The sequence below is a fragment of the Corynebacterium sp. HMSC073B01 genome, assembly GCF_001838255.1.
Taxonomy (GTDB): Bacteria; Actinomycetota; Actinomycetes; order Mycobacteriales; family Mycobacteriaceae; genus Corynebacterium; species Corynebacterium jeikeium_D.
In genome coordinates, this window is sequence record NZ_KV836186.1 from 1 (window position 1) to 14152 (window position 14152).

At 56.2% G+C, this 14152-nt stretch carries 12 protein-coding genes; 9 read left to right on the forward strand and 3 right to left on the reverse strand.

Annotated elements, in window-relative coordinates; genetic code table 11:
* The first annotated feature begins 369 nt into the window (after positions 1 to 369).
* Positions 370 to 807: a hypothetical protein gene (locus tag HMPREF2849_RS09265; RefSeq protein WP_070600898.1), complete on the forward strand. Its 438-nt coding sequence runs from the start codon at positions 370 to 372 to the stop codon at positions 805 to 807.
* 181 nt (positions 808 to 988) lie between these two features.
* On the opposite strand, the gene HMPREF2849_RS09270 is transcribed toward HMPREF2849_RS09265, so the two are convergent.
* The 3 genes from HMPREF2849_RS09270 to HMPREF2849_RS09280 all read right to left on the reverse strand — a co-directional run bounded on the left by HMPREF2849_RS09270 (position 989) and on the right by HMPREF2849_RS09280 (position 4132).
* Positions 989 to 2509, reverse strand: a complete 1521-nt coding sequence (locus HMPREF2849_RS09270; RefSeq protein WP_070600897.1) for an acetaldehyde dehydrogenase ExaC — start codon at positions 2507 to 2509, stop codon at positions 989 to 991.
* Positions 2510 to 2630: 121 nt separating this feature from the next.
* Positions 2631 to 3356, reverse strand: coding sequence for a LuxR C-terminal-related transcriptional regulator (locus tag HMPREF2849_RS09275; protein WP_038626003.1), 726 nt, complete (start codon positions 3354 to 3356; stop codon positions 2631 to 2633).
* Positions 3353 to 4132 (reverse strand): sensor histidine kinase, encoded by a 780-nt coding sequence (locus tag HMPREF2849_RS09280; protein ID WP_083327266.1) that lies wholly within the window; start codon positions 4130 to 4132, stop codon positions 3353 to 3355. Before HMPREF2849_RS09280 ends, HMPREF2849_RS09275 begins: the two co-directional genes overlap by 4 nt.
* Before the next feature lie 126 nt (positions 4133 to 4258).
* Here HMPREF2849_RS09280 and HMPREF2849_RS09285 point away from each other — a divergent pair, with 126 nt between their 5' ends.
* From HMPREF2849_RS09285 to HMPREF2849_RS09320, 8 genes are all read left to right on the forward strand, one after another.
* Positions 4259 to 4975: an ABC transporter ATP-binding protein gene (locus HMPREF2849_RS09285; RefSeq protein WP_141764556.1), complete on the forward strand. Its 717-nt coding sequence runs from the start codon at positions 4259 to 4261 to the stop codon at positions 4973 to 4975.
* Complete coding sequence (locus HMPREF2849_RS09290) at positions 4972 to 6408, forward strand: FtsX-like permease family protein (protein ID WP_070862913.1); 1437 nt, start codon at positions 4972 to 4974, stop codon at positions 6406 to 6408. The genes HMPREF2849_RS09285 and HMPREF2849_RS09290 overlap by 4 nt, the downstream gene beginning before the upstream one ends.
* Before the next feature lie 188 nt (positions 6409 to 6596).
* Positions 6597 to 7871, forward strand: a complete 1275-nt coding sequence (locus HMPREF2849_RS09295) for a PhoH family protein (RefSeq protein WP_042388806.1) — start codon at positions 6597 to 6599, stop codon at positions 7869 to 7871.
* Positions 7872 to 7968: 97 nt separating this feature from the next.
* On the forward strand, positions 7969 to 9105 hold the full coding sequence (locus HMPREF2849_RS09300; RefSeq protein ID WP_016423093.1) for an ABC transporter ATP-binding protein: 1137 nt from the start codon (positions 7969 to 7971) through the stop codon (positions 9103 to 9105).
* Positions 9106 to 9186: 81 nt separating this feature from the next.
* Positions 9187 to 10398 carry a DUF4032 domain-containing protein gene (locus HMPREF2849_RS09305; RefSeq protein WP_172620277.1) on the forward strand — a complete coding sequence of 404 codons (1212 nt, stop codon included), beginning with the start codon at positions 9187 to 9189 and terminating at the stop codon, positions 10396 to 10398.
* A 525-nt stretch (positions 10399 to 10923) separates the two neighbouring features.
* Complete coding sequence (locus tag HMPREF2849_RS09310; RefSeq protein ID WP_088611979.1) at positions 10924 to 12207, forward strand: ABC transporter substrate-binding protein; 1284 nt, start codon at positions 10924 to 10926, stop codon at positions 12205 to 12207.
* Positions 12208 to 12386: 179 nt separating this feature from the next.
* Positions 12387 to 13232, forward strand: coding sequence for a carbohydrate ABC transporter permease (locus tag HMPREF2849_RS09315; RefSeq protein WP_016423090.1), 846 nt, complete (start codon positions 12387 to 12389; stop codon positions 13230 to 13232).
* An 18-nt stretch (positions 13233 to 13250) separates the two neighbouring features.
* Positions 13251 to 14147, forward strand: a complete 897-nt coding sequence (locus HMPREF2849_RS09320) for a carbohydrate ABC transporter permease (RefSeq protein WP_070862949.1) — start codon at positions 13251 to 13253, stop codon at positions 14145 to 14147.
* Positions 14148 to 14152 lie beyond the last annotated feature (5 nt).

A 14152-nucleotide genomic window follows, 5' to 3' on the forward strand; every position in this document is an offset into this window, starting at 1 on the left:
TGGCATGCGGACACACTTTTCTTTACTTAACCCGTAGGTAAAGAAAAGCGTGTCTGGGCGGTGCGTCGCCGGTGGGCACCTTTCGCCACTTACCCCAGTGCGAGTTACTGACTGCGTTTATGGCTGATGGCGTTGGGTGGATGCGAGTTACTGACTGCGTTTATGTCAAAAATGGTCCGAAAAATGGCTTGAAAGTGTCATAAACTCACACAGTTTCACATTTGCAGCCCGTAAGTTTTCGGGTTGTCAGTTTCTCTCCTTACCCCACTTTATGCTCGGAGATCTTTGTTCTTGTGGGCGTGACTCGATTCTCCACTGAGGAGGGGAGATTCAGCATTTTTGGAGGTCATCTCACGTAACCTGGGACGCATGAGGCTCGACAATATAACCCGCCCCTTGCTGGCGTCCTTTTTCGCCGCGGTCGCGTGGAGTGTTTTAGGTGGGCTAATCTTGCCGGAGCCCAATCTCGCCTACGACGAAGGAATTGCGTCGTGGATTGTGTCCATGCTGGTCTCAGTAATGCTGGTCGGAGCAATAGCCGTTTTCGCCGGTGATGGGTCGTTGGCTCGGGGGATGACCAGCGTGCGGAGCATTGTCGCAGCAGCTACCGGCGCAGGAATTGCCGCGCTTGGCGATCTGGCATTCCTATTTCTCACCACGCCGCCCGATGGTCAGGACGGCCTGGTCGTCGCCTATGTTGTGTTCTTTTACATCCCGCTACTATTTCTCGGCGGATGGGCCGCTAGTGCCGCGATTAATCGGATGCGTAGGTGGTACCGGCAAGTGAAGAAAGAAAGAGAGGCCTAGCTGGCGGCCGTGAGTTAGGCCTCTAACTTTGGAGCCGCCAGCGCCTGGTGCGTCAGGTTAAGGCCGACCATCGTAACCTGCCAGGCGCGGAGGGCGTTTTTTGGGGCAGAGGCGATTGTCGACACCTTCATCGGACGTGAATCGGAATCGACAAATCGCCTAGCCCCAAGGGGTCGGATTCTTAGAACAGGCCAGTCGGGTTCTCGTCGTAAGAGACGAGCATGCACTTGGTCTCCTGGTAGTGCTCGAGCATCATCAAGTGATTCTCGCGGCCGATACCGGACTGCTTGTAACCGCCGAAGGCTGCGTGAGCAGGGTAGCTGTGGTAGTTATTCACCCACACGCGGCCGGCCTGGATACCGCGGGCAGCGCGGTAGGCGTTGTTCTGGTTGCGGCTCCACACGCCGGCGCCAAGACCGTAGATAGTGTCGTTGGCAATCTCGAGAGCCTCGTCCAGGGTCTTGAAGGTTGTCACGGCCAGGACCGGGCCGAAGATTTCCTCGCGGAAGAAACGCATCGAGTTGTTGCCCTTAAAGATTGTCGGCTCGACGTAGTAGCCTCCCTCCAGCCCTTCGAGCTTGGCGACGTTGCCACCGGTGAGAACCTGTGCGCCCTCCTTCGGTCCGGACTCCAAGTAGCCGGAGATCTTGTCCAGCTGCTCCTGGGATGCCTGGGCACCCATCTGTACCGACGTATCCAGCGGGTTGCCGGTCTTGATTTGCTTAACGCGCTCGACCGCGAGCTTCAGGAACTCATCAGCGATGTCCTCGTGGACTAGAGCTCGCGACGGGCAGGTGCAGACCTCGCCCTGGTTCAGCGCGAACATGGCCAGGCCCTCGATGCACTTCTCGCGGAACGCGTCGTCGGCGTCCATGATGTCGGGGAAGAAGATGGATGGGGACTTGCCGCCGAGCTCCAGCGTGATTGGAATAATCTTGTCGGACACTGCCTTGTTGATTACCTGGCCAACGGCAGTCGATCCGGTGAACGCAATCTTGGAGATTCGGTCGCTTGCGGTCAGCGCAGCACCGGCTTCGGTGCCGAGGCCATTGACGATGTTGAGGACGCCGTCCGGAAGCAGATCGGCGATGATCTCGGTGAGCATGAGAATCGACGCGGGGGTCTGCTCTGCAGGCTTGAGCACGATGCAGTTGCCGGCGGCGAGGGCCGGGGCGATCTTCCATGCGGCCATCAGGAGGGGGAAGTTCCACGGGATGATCTGGCCGACGACGCCGAGTGGCTCGTGGAAGTGGTAGGCGACCGTGTTGTCGTCGATCTGCGAGATGCGCCCCTCCTGCGTGCGGGTGGCGCCGGCGAAGTAGCGGAAGTGGTCGATTGCGAGCGGGATGTCAGCGGCGAGGGTCTCGCGGATGGCCTTGCCGTTCTCCCAGGTCTCGGCGACGGCAATCTTCTCAAGGTTCTCCTCTATACGGTCCGCGATGCGGTGGAGGATCAGCGCCCGCTCGGCCGCAGAAACCGAGGCCCAGGAGTCCTTCGCTTTGTGTGCGGCGTCGAGGGCGAGCTCAATGTCTTTCTCGTTAGACCGCGGAACCCGGCAGAAAACCTCGCCCGTAACCGGGGTGGAGTTGTCCATGTATTGCCCGTCTACTGGAGGTGTCCACTTACCGCCGATGAAATTCTCGTACTGCTCCTTGTACGTGAAGATTGCATCGGGGGTGCCGGGGTTGGCGTAAACAGTCATGTAGACACGTCCTTTCGATAGGGAAACAACAAGCGTATGTGCCAACTTTAAATTGTGACTCGTGCCACAATCAACACTTATTTTTTCATCGCCTTTGCGAGAGATGCGATTGCTGCCGACCCTAAATCTGCCCCGACGTTGCCGTGAGGAACTCCAAAATTGCCCGCACACGGCGGTTTTCCTCACCGGGCTCCAGATGCAGCTTCATAAAAATGTTGGACACGTGTTTCGCCACTGCCGCCCCGGAAAGCACGAGGTCATCGGCAATCTGCTTATTGGACTTGCCGCGTGCCATCAGCTCGAGCACTTCGCGCTCGCGCGCCGTTAAACTGGCTAACCCCGATTTACCGGACTGCATCAATGCCGTCGCCACATCAGGGTCAATCACCACGCCACCACCGGCGACGACTTCGAGCGAACCCAAGAAGTCCAGCACCTGGCCAACGCGGTCTTTGAGCAGATACCCGGTCCCGCCACTCGAGCTGCTGCCACTCGAACCGACCCCAGTACCAACCCCAGCACTACCTCCAGCCCCGCCCGGCGAGAACAACTCACGCGCATACGCCGGCGCCACATACTGCGACAGCACCATCACATTCAGCTGCGGATAGCGCTCGCGCAACTCGACCGCCGCCCGCAGGCCGTCATCGCTCATCTTTGGAGGCATGCGCACATCGGTTATCACCAGATCTGGCAGCTCGCCCGTGTCATCAAAACGGTCATCGATGTCCGCTACCAGGCCGTGGGCGGTGTCGACCATCGCAATCACTTCATGTCCACGCTTTTCGACGAGCCCCGCGACCCCCTCCCGCAGGAGTGCCGAGTCATCCGCAATGACAATTTTCATTTCTTCTCCGCACCTTTCATTTTCACGTCTTCCATTTCTCCAATGCCCGATTCCCAGCGGTTCAACATCAAAGGAATTCTGGCTATTACCTGCGTTGGCCCACCTTCGGGAGAGTGCATGGTCATCGCACCGTCGAAAGTGGCTAGACGCTCTTTCATGCCCCGCAATCCGCGCCCCAATTTTGCGCCGCCAGGGCCTTGGTCCGTAATTGAAATATTCAGTGTTTGATCTGAGGTGAGCAGCACAGAAACAGGAGCGTTCGGTGCATATTTCGCCGCATTAGTCAGCACTTCTGCACAGAAAAAATACGCCGCGGCGAGCACACTTTCTTCCAATTCCGGCAGGGGATAGGGAGTGTGTACAACAACGTTAGGGCCGTACCCTTCAGCAATCTCTTCAACAGCCGCTTGCAGACCGCGATCGCGCAACACCTGCGGATGAATTCCGTGGACTGTTCGCCGCAAAGCACGTAATCCATCATCCAAATGGCCGCGAGTTTCCGCGAGAAGCTGCATTAGTTCCTCATTGCCAGTATTGGAGGCCTCTAATTCCGCAAGTCCTAATTTCATTGAAGCCGCAACAATGTATTGCTGAGCTCCGTCGTGGAGGTCGTTTTCAATGCGGCGACGTTCAATCTCGAAGGCTTCGGCAATTGTTCGTCGTGAAGCGGTAAGTTCGGCGATGCGAGCGGCGGCGGATTCCTCGTAGCTGCGTTTATGCGCCTTTTCGCGGCGGTTCGCGCCGACACATTTGCGGAAATAATCCTTCAGCTCCATAGTTTCCTATGGTACGAAAGCTCTGTGCACGGAGGAATTAATTTCCGGCATGGTAGACCTAGCACTACCGCAAAAGGAAAGTGGGCACGGTGTTGAAATCGCCTCCGTGCGAGTGAAATGAGTGTCATGACAGAGAACAACAGCCCAAGAAACGCACGACTTTGTATTCGTGACATCACTAAGTCCTACAATTCCGCTCCCGTTCTCACCGGCATTTCGCTGACCATTGAGCCCGGCGAAACCGTTGCAGTCATGGGACCGTCAGGTTCTGGTAAGTCCACGCTGCTGCACTGCATGTCCGGCGTGTTGCTGCCGGATGACGGCGACGTCATTTTCGGTGATACCAAGATCAATTCGCTTTCCGACGCCGACCGCTCCGCCCTCCGCCTACACGACTTCGGCTTCGTTTTCCAGGATGGCCAGCTCCTGCCCGAGCTGACGGCACGGGAAAACGTTGCTCTGCCAATGATTCTGCAGGGCAAGAAGCGCTCAACGTCACTCGCGCTTGCCGACGATGTCCTCAGCCGCCTGGGCCTAGAAGACCTAACGCGCCGTCGCCCAGGACAGATGTCCGGCGGCCAAGCACAGCGTGTAGCAATTGCCCGCGCGATGGCCGGCGAGCCAGGTGTCATCTTTGCTGATGAGCCGACTGGCGCGTTGGACCAGTCCACAGGCCATGAGGTCATGCAGCAGCTCACCGCGTTGGTGGAGCAGACTGGGACGACATTGGTGATGGTCACGCACGATGTGAAGGTGGCCGACTGGTGTCGTCGACGTGTGGAGATCCGCGATGGCCTGATTCACGACGACCGCATGCTGGCAGGAGCGGAGGTTACAAAGTGAGCACCGTAACTGAAGCACCAAAACCCCAGAGAATTCCTACCGGCGCACTAGCGGACTTGAGCACGCGGCTGCAGCGCGCCGGGCGCGAATCGCACTCGGGAAACGGTTGGTTGTCCGCGCTGTCTGTGGTCGCTATGACTGTGAGCACCTGGTTGGCGCTGGTTGTCGTTGGCGGCACGGTGATGTTTTACCGCCGTTGGCAGGCTGAGCCAAAGCTGCCGCCGAACCCAACGCCCGAGGATTACATGAATCAAGGTCAGGGCGAGATGTACCTGCAGCTGGCACTCGTGGCCTGTGTGTTTGTGATTCCGGCAATGGTTTCGCTGGTGGCCCAGTCGGCGGTGCTTGGCGCTGCGGGGCGTGAGCAGAGGTTGGCAACTCTGCGCTTAATTGGTCTCTCCAACGGGGCAGTTACACGCATGGTAGTTATCGAAACCCTCGTCTTGGCAGCTGTTGGGCTTGTGGTGGGCACGTTGTTGTCGGTGGCCACTGCGCCATTCTGGGCGATAATCAAGTTCGACAATGACTACCTGGATACCTGGGACATGTTGCTGCCCTGGTGGGGCTACCCGCTGGTCTGGGTTGCCGTGGTGCTACTCGCACTCTTTGCCGCTGTGGTCGGTTTGCGAAGGGTGATGATTTCACCACTCGGCGTTAGCCGCAAGGAAGTGCCCAAGTCGATGAAGGCATGGCGCATGATTGTGGCCGTTGTTATCGGTGCGATCGTCCTGTACGTGATTGCCAACTCCAATATCGCGGGTGGAACCGTCACTGCCACGCTTGGTGTCGCAGCGATGATGTACCTGATGGTCTGGGCAATTGGCCTGGTGGCGCCTTTCTTTATCCAGCTTGTTGCCCGCATCTCCAGCTTCTTCGGTACTTCAAGTGATTTTGTGGCGACGCGACGAGTCGCGACTAACGCTAAGGAATCGTGGCGTCGAGTAAGTTCCATGGCCTTCCTGTCCCTGCTGCTTGGCTACACAATGATGGTGCCTGGCGAAGACAAGATTGAAGAGGTTGCAGATGTCACATTCGCGCACGATATTGCAACCGGTGTGACTATCACTTTCGTAATCGGTTTCGTTCTGCTGCTGGTGTCAACGCTTTTGACTCAGGCCTCAGCCGTCTATGAAGAGGCATCGCTGACAAAGGCGCTGGACTTCATCGGTACGCCAATCAACTTCCACCGCACGGTCACTTTCAAGCAGACATTCTTTCCCATGCTTGCGACCAGCATCTTCGGCTTTGTCATGGGTGCGCTGTTGGGAGCCACCATGTTCGGCCCGATTGCGAACGAAATCACGTTTGGTCAACGCTCCCTTGTAGTTGCGCTGGCGTACCTCGTGGGAGTTGTATCAGTTGGCGCTGTGACCTTGGCGGTTGATCCGCTTCGCCACAAGTTGCTGGGTCGCCAAATCCGTCACAACGACTAGTCACCATTGCAACGACTAGTTGCCATTAAAAGGGCAGTGGAGTGGCCGGGCAGTGGTGCTCGGTGCTCGGCCAGTTCCTTAGGGTTCAACTTGAGGATTAGAGCCTGTAACCAACTGTGGTTCATCTGATAACCAAGCATTCATCTCACAACCACGTAATTTCTACCTCTGACTTTTAGCCTGAGGGCATGCGTACCTACGTGCTTGATACCTCGGTCCTGCTGTCCGATCCCCACGCCACCAAGAAGTTCGATGAGCACCAAGTTGTGCTTCCGCTGGTCGTGGTGAGTGAGTTGGAGGCCAAGCGCCACCACCCAGAGCTGGGGTGGTTCGCCCGAGAAGCGCTCCGTTTCCTCGAAGAGCTGCGTTACCGCTACGGCCACCTGGACCGGCCTGTGCCCGCCAATGATCTTGGCGGGTTTATGCATATTGAGCTCAACCACTCCGATCCCTCCATCCTTCCCGCAGGCTTCCGCACCGCCGAAAACGATCACCGCATTCTCGCTTGCGCCCTCAATCTTCAGCACGATGGCCATGATGTCGTGCTGGTCACCAAAGACATTCCGCTTCGCGTCAAGGCTGGTGCGGTCGGCTTGCCTGCCGACGATTACCGCGCCCAGGACGTCGTTCTGACTGGGTACTCGGGAATGGTGGAAGTGGACGTCGACCCGGAGGAAATTGATCGTCTCTTCGCCAATGGGTTCCTTGAGCTCGAGCAGATCCAGGATCAGCCGCTGCACTGCGGCGTGCAGCTCAGCGCTGGTAGCCAGTCTGCGCTGGCACGGGTGAGCGCCCCGGGCGTCGTCAAGCTTGTGCGGGGCGATACGGAGGCGTTTGGCCTGAAGGGGCGGTCGGCGGAGCAGCGTGTGGCGCTTGACCTGCTGTTGGATGACTCGGTAGGGATTGTGTCCCTCGGCGGCCGAGCCGGTACGGGTAAGTCGGCGCTTGCGCTGTGCGCGGGACTGGAGTCGGTGCTGGAGCGCGGACTGCATCGCCGGATTGTGGTGTTCCGTCCGCTCTACGCGGTAGGTGGTCAGAACCTTGGCTACCTGCCAGGTAGTGAGGACGAAAAGATGAACCCGTGGGCGCAGGCTGTTTACGACACCCTGGAGGGATTGGTTTCAGACAACGTGATGGATGAGATTGCCTCGCGCGACATGCTGGAGGTACTGCCACTGACACACATTCGCGGTCGTAGCCTGCATGACAGCTTCGTGATTGTCGATGAGGCACAGTCGCTGGAGCGCAACGTACTGCTGACGGTGCTGTCGCGTCTTGGTAGCAATTCCCGGGTCATCCTTACGCACGACGTGGCGCAGCGTGACAACCTGCGCGTCGGCCGCCATGACGGTGTGCAGGCGGTGATTGAAAAACTCAAGGGCAACGAGCTTTTTGCACACATCACGCTGAAGCGCTCGGAGCGCTCGAAGATTGCGGAGCTCGTGACGGGGCTGCTCGATTAAGAGTAAGCTTGTGAGGCAGCTACGTAGGAGCTGTTCCTGCGATTACTTTCACTCGGATCGTTCGGCACGTACCTGCTGATGAAAGGTTTGTATTCACATGGCTACTGTGACTTTTGCTGATGCCACTCGCATTTACCCTGGTGCGACGAAGCCTTCTGTGGACAAGTTCAACTTGGAAATTGCCGATGGCGAGTTCCTGGTTCTGGTGGGCCCCTCCGGTTGTGGTAAGTCCACAACACTGCGCATGCTTGCCGGTCTGGAAGAGGTCAATGAGGGCAAGATTTTCATTGGAGATCGTGATGTGACCAATGTCTCGCCCAAGGATCGCGATATTGCGATGGTCTTCCAGAACTACGCCCTGTACCCGCATATGACGGTGCGCGAGAACATGGGCTTCGCGCTCAAGATTGCTGGTGTGGACAAGGACGAGATTGACCGTCGTGTCGAAGAAGCTGCGAAGACCCTGGATCTAACTCAGTTCCTGGATCGTAAGCCTAAGGCTCTATCCGGTGGTCAGCGTCAGCGTGTGGCAATGGGGCGTGCGATTGTGCGCAAGCCGCAGGTGTTCCTGATGGACGAGCCGTTGTCGAACCTGGACGCGAAGCTGCGTGTTCAAACCCGTACTCAGATTGCGGCCATGCAGCGTCGGATGGGTGTGACCACCATGTATGTCACCCACGACCAGACTGAGGCGCTGACCATGGGCGACCGCATCGCGGTCATTAACTTCGGTGTTCTGCAGCAGGTCGGTACCCCGCGGGAACTCTACGAAACCCCGGCAAACGAATTCGTCGCGGGCTTCATTGGTTCGCCTGCGATGAACCTGGGCACGTTCAACGTCTCTAATGGTTACGCCACGTTGGGCGAGGCCAAGATTAAGCTGCCGGAAGCCACACTTGCTGCAATCACGCCGGAGGATCAGAACCAGATTATCGTGGGCTTCCGTCCGGAGGCATTCGACCTGGTCGAGGGTCCGGGCGATGACGTCATTCCGGTGCAGGTTAACTTGGTCGAGGAGTTGGGCTCCGATGCATTCATGTATGGAGACCTCGTCGGTGGCGGAGCACTGAGCTCCGGATCTTCCTCTAACCCGGACGAAGAGGAACACGGTCAGGTGGTTATTCGTACCGCCCCGCGCACCGCGCCGAAGTTGGGCTCGGTAGTTTACGGCAAGATTCGTCCGGGCATGCTGCACCTGTTCTCGAAGTCGACTGGTATGCGCCTTCCGGCCTAAAATCTTTCGTTTAGATGAAATGAGTAGCTGGTAGGGCAGTGGGACAGTAAGACAGTTTTAGGAGCCACCGTGTCGGAAACTATGAAAATAGCCGCGACAACGGTGGCTTCAAAGCTTTTGCGCCTTCCTTGGCATATACCTCTGGAACAGTGGCCAGATGATTTGTTAGCCGCCTTGCCTCAGGGAATTTCGCGACACATTGTTCGATTCGTCAACTTAGATGACCGCGTCATTGCAGTGAAAGAAATTGGTGAGTTCACTGCTCATCATGAGTATCGAATGCTGCGTGACCTGGTCAGGCTCGGTGCTCCATCGGTTCGCCCGCTCGCGGTAATCACCGGCCGGAAGGATCCAGATGGCGAACCGTTAACTGCCGCACTCGTCACAGAACATCTCGAGTATTCGCTGCCGTATCGTGCAGTTTTTTCTCAACAGGTCACCCGCGAAACTGTGGTCCGCCTGATTGACTCGCTGGTAGTCCTGCTAGTTCGGTTACATCTCCTTGGTTTTTACTGGGGCGACGTGTCACTGTCGAACACATTGTTTCGTCGTGACGCAGACGCTTTCTCCGCCTACCTTGTCGACGCGGAAACGGGAGATTTGCAAGGCACACTCTCAGATTCCCGCAGGCTTTACGACGTTGACGTTGCCCATACCAACATCATCGGAGAGCTCATGGATCTGCAGGCCGGCGGATTCCTCGATCCTGAGTTGGACGTAATTGCGGTGGGTAGGCGCATTATTGAGCGTTATGAGGACTTGTGGCAAGAGCTGACGGGGGAAGAATCTATTGGTGTTGAGGAGCCTTGGCTTGTCGATGAGCGGATTCGCAGGCTCAACGACCTCGGTTTCGATGTTGGCGAGCTGAAAGTCACCAGTGATGGTGGCCGTGTTGTGTTCCGACCACGAGTGGTTGACGCAGGGCATCACCATCGGCAGTTAATGCGACTGACGGGGTTGGATGTTCAAGAACGGCAAGCGAGGCGGATGCTCAATAGTATGCAGACCTTTCGGTTGGCGGAAGGTCTTGAAGGGGTTCCGCTAGAGCAGGTTGCGCACCGATGGCTGCGTGAAGTTTTCGAGGCCACAATTCTGGCTGTGCCCGAGGGGCTGCGTGGAAGGCTGCAGGATGCGCAGGTTTTCCACGAGGTCTTGGAGCATCGCTGGTACATGGCAGAAAAACGCCGTGCGGATGTGCCGCTTCAAGAAGCGGTGCAGAGCTACGTGGATCGAGTGTTGCCCGGGCATCGCGACGAGTCCGTATATCTTCCCGCGAGCGATGAGGTCGAGTAGCTCTCTAGAAGCAGACTGTCGAGCGTACGATTATTTCAAAAGTGACAAGTAAACGACCCGCCAGAATATTATAAAAATATACATTCAGGCCAAACAGGGGTGCTTTTGGTGGTCGGGTGGTTGTCGGGTCTGCGTGTGATTGTCGCGGCCAGGTGCTTACTTTGGTGCCGGTAGGCGGCTCTGTTCAGCGAAAACAGCTCGAAAACAGCTCAAATTCTAGGTGTGCTTTCGAGAGCTTTTGCTATTTTTCTCCTTTGCATTTGTTCACAGCTGGCTGAAGGCCAACCTAAATTGGTTTTGGTCAAGTAAGATTTTGGTGAGACCGAATACCCGCGTGGGTGGCGTCGAAGTTCGCATGAAAGGCTACTTCTAGCCGCAGGGCGGGATAATCCAATTAGGCCACGGCTGCTGGCAAATATTCGTCCGAATTGCTCGGAGGATGCCATTGAAGTGGCCTTTCTTCTCAAGGGAGAAAACATAGTGAAGAACTTCAAGCGCCTTTCAGCTCTGTGTGCAGCAGGCCTGATGGCAACCGCTGGTTTGGTTGCGTGCTCGAGTGATGATGCGGTTGCAGATGGTGGTGTCTACTTCCTTAACTTCAAGCCGGAGCAGGATGCCGCATATCAGAAGATTGCGAAGGCATACACTGACAAGACTGGTGTCCAGGTCAAGGTCGTTACTGCAGCTTCGAATTCCTATGAGCAAACTCTGAAGGCCGAGATTGGTAAAAAGGACGCGCCAACACTGTTCCAAGTCAATGGTCCGGCGGGCCTGCGTACTTGGCAGGAATACATGGCAGACATGTCTGACACTGAGATCGCACAAAACCTCAACGAGGGCATCGAGCCGCTGAAGGGCGAGGACGGCAAGGTATACGGCGTCCCGTTTGCAGTCGAGGGGTTTGGCCTGATCTATAACGAAGAGATCATGGACAAGTACTTCGCGCTGCCCGATGCCAAGGCCAAGAGCATCGACGAGATTAAGGCCTTCGGAAAGCTGAAGGAAGTTGCTGAGGACATGCAGGCCAAGAAGGACAAGCTGGGGATTTCCGGCACCTTCGCTTCCACCTCGCTCGCATCCGGTGAGGATTGGCGCTGGCAGACACACTTGGCCAACGGACCGGTTCATTATGAATTCGAGGACCTTGGCACCAAGGAAACCGCTGATGTGAAGTTCAAGTACAACAAGGAGTTCAAGAACCTCTTTGATCTGTACCTGAATAACTCCACTGTCGAAAAGACTCTGGCCCCGTCGAAGGCTGTGTCCGACTCGATGGCGGAATTCGCCCAGGGCAAGGCCGCTATGGTTCAGAATGGCAACTGGGCATGGTCCCAGATCAACGATGTCTCCGGCAACGTGGTCAAGCAGGACAAGATTAAGTTCATGCCTATGTACATGGGCCTGAAGGACGAGGATAAGACCGGCATCTCGGTTGGTACTGAGAACTACCTGACGGTCAACTCCAAGGCTTCGGAGGCTTCCCAAAAGGCAACGAAGGACTTCGTCAATTGGCTGTTCAACACCGATGAGGGCAAGAAGTACGTCGTCGAGGATCTCGGATTCATCGCTCCGTTCCAGAACTTCACTGAAGCCGACACTCCGAATGACCCGCTAGCCAAGGAAGTGGCCGCAGCAATTGAGAACGAGGACCTGACCACCATCCCGTGGGACTTCCAGTACTTCCCGTCGCAGCAGTTCAAGGATGATTTTGGCGCAGCGCTGGCGCAGTACGCTTCCGGAAAGATGCCGTGGGACAAGGTTGTCGAGACTTTCGCCGACAGCTGGAATGCGGAATCTCCGAACAATTAAATACCAGCAAATCAATGGTGATCCATTCCATCGGTGAGTGTGAAGCGAAAGCTTCTCGCGCATGAACAACCGACGGAATGAGTTCATCCAATGGCAAGGCGGAGCTCGGGGCTCGGTGACCTGTTAAACCGGTCTCGAGGCACCAGGCTCCGCCTTTAGCTTTAGGAGCGGTGTTGTAGATGCAAGCAACATTGAAAAAGTATTTCCCAATTTTCGTGCTACCCACGCTGATTGCCTTTGCAATCGCGTTCTTGGTGCCGTTCGTTATCGGTTTCTTCCTATCATTTACTGACTTCACAACCATCACTAATGCGCAGTGGGTTGGTATCGAGAACTACCAGAAGGCCTTTAGTGAGCGCGAGGGCTTCGTCGCTTCCTTCGGATTTACTCTCATGGTGGTTGTTGTTTCCATCATTACTGTGAACTTGTTCGCGTTCTGGATCGCATGGATTCTGACGCGCAAGCTGAAGGGCACGAACTTCTTCCGCACAGTCTTCTTCATGCCGAACCTCATCGGTGGCATCGTGCTCGGTTACACCTGGCAGTCGATGATTAACGCAGTGCTGGCATCGTACGGTACGACAATCGTGTCCGACTGGAAGTTCGGTTACGCCGGTCTGATCATCCTCATCAACTGGCAGCTGGTCGGTTACATGATGATTATCTATATTGCCGGTTTGCAGAATGTCCCGCCGGAGCTCATCGAAGCTGCGGAGATTGATGGCGCTGGACGCTGGGAGATCCTGCGGCACGTTACTATCCCGATGGTCATGCCATCGATTACCATTTGCCTCTTCTTGACCCTGTCGAACACTTTCAAACTCTTCGATCAAAACTTGGCCCTGACCAATGGTGCGCCGGGTTCAGAGACAGAAATGGTTGCTCTGAACATCGTCAACACCATGTTCAACCGAATTGGTGTGGAGGGCGTTGGTCAAGCCAAGGCAGTAATATTCGTCGTCGTGGTCGTAGCGATCGCGATGCTGCAGCTGCGTGCTACTCGCAGCAAGGAAGTGGAGGCATAAATGTCTGTCGACGCTGCAATGACCACTGAAACGGCCACCAAGCTCCCAAAGACCAAGCCCGCTAAACAGGACGAGGCCAAGGTGGGAGGCGTATCTAAGGTCATCATCTACGCGATTCTGGTGTTTTTGACCGTCGTGTTCTTGGGGCCAATCGCGTTCATTATCTTCAACTCGTTCAAGTCCAAGTTCGCAATTTCAGATAACCCCTTCCAGCTGCCACTAGGTGACATGTGGGTCGGGTTCGAAAACTACGCCGTCGGCCTGATGAAGGAGGGCTTCGGCTGGGCGATCGTGTGGTCCTTTGTAATCACGATCCTCTCGGTTATTGCGATTGTGTTCTTCTCTGCGATGACGGCTTACTACATCACGCGAGTGAAGACGTGGTGGACCTCGCTGCTGTATTACCTGTTTGTGTTCTCGATGGTCATCCCGTTCCAGATGGTGATGTTCCCGACCGTCAAGATCGCCGACATGCTGCATTTGAACAACCCAATCGGCATCGTGGTTCTCTACTTGGGCTTTGGCTCCGGCCTGTCGGTCTTCATGTTTGCAGGCTTCATCAAGTCCATCCCGATTGACATCGAGGAAGCCGCGATGATTGATGGCGCATCTCCGATGCAGAACTACTTCCGCATCGTTTTGCCCATGCTCAAGCCGACTGCAGTGACAGTCGCCATTCTGAACGCAATGTGGGTATGGAACGACTACCTGCTGCCGTACCTGGTCATCGGCCTGTCCACTAAGTACAAGACCATCCCGGTTGTCGTGCAGAGCTTCGTTGGCTCCAACGGTAACCGTGACCTTGGCGCGATGATGGCAATGCTGGTGCTCGCAATCATTCCGATTGTGATTTTCTACGTCGCCACCCAGAAGCACATTATCGAGGGTGTTGCTGCGGGTGCCGTTAAGGGATAGCTGCC

Bases quoted from the DNA above. Each gene is read 5' to 3' on its own strand.
- HMPREF2849_RS09265 (WP_070600898.1), top strand. From the start codon at position 370: ATGAGGCTCGACAATATAACCCGCCCCTTGCTGGCGTCCTTTTTCGCC.
- HMPREF2849_RS09270 (WP_070600897.1), bottom strand. From the start codon at position 2,509: ATGACTGTTTACGCCAACCCCGGCACCCCCGATGCAATCTTCACGTAC.
- HMPREF2849_RS09275 (WP_038626003.1), bottom strand. From the start codon at position 3,356: ATGAAAATTGTCATTGCGGATGACTCGGCACTCCTGCGGGAGGGGGTC.
- HMPREF2849_RS09280 (WP_083327266.1), bottom strand. From the start codon at position 4,132: ATGGAGCTGAAGGATTATTTCCGCAAATGTGTCGGCGCGAACCGCCGC.
- HMPREF2849_RS09285 (WP_141764556.1), top strand. From the start codon at position 4,259: ATGACAGAGAACAACAGCCCAAGAAACGCACGACTTTGTATTCGTGAC.
- HMPREF2849_RS09295 (WP_042388806.1), top strand. From the start codon at position 6,597: ATGCGTACCTACGTGCTTGATACCTCGGTCCTGCTGTCCGATCCCCAC.
- HMPREF2849_RS09300 (WP_016423093.1), top strand. From the start codon at position 7,969: ATGGCTACTGTGACTTTTGCTGATGCCACTCGCATTTACCCTGGTGCG.
- HMPREF2849_RS09305 (WP_172620277.1), top strand. From the start codon at position 9,187: ATGAAAATAGCCGCGACAACGGTGGCTTCAAAGCTTTTGCGCCTTCCT.
- HMPREF2849_RS09310 (WP_088611979.1), top strand. From the start codon at position 10,924: ATGGCAACCGCTGGTTTGGTTGCGTGCTCGAGTGATGATGCGGTTGCA.
- HMPREF2849_RS09315 (WP_016423090.1), top strand. From the start codon at position 12,387: ATGCAAGCAACATTGAAAAAGTATTTCCCAATTTTCGTGCTACCCACG.
- HMPREF2849_RS09320 (WP_070862949.1), top strand. From the start codon at position 13,251: ATGACCACTGAAACGGCCACCAAGCTCCCAAAGACCAAGCCCGCTAAA.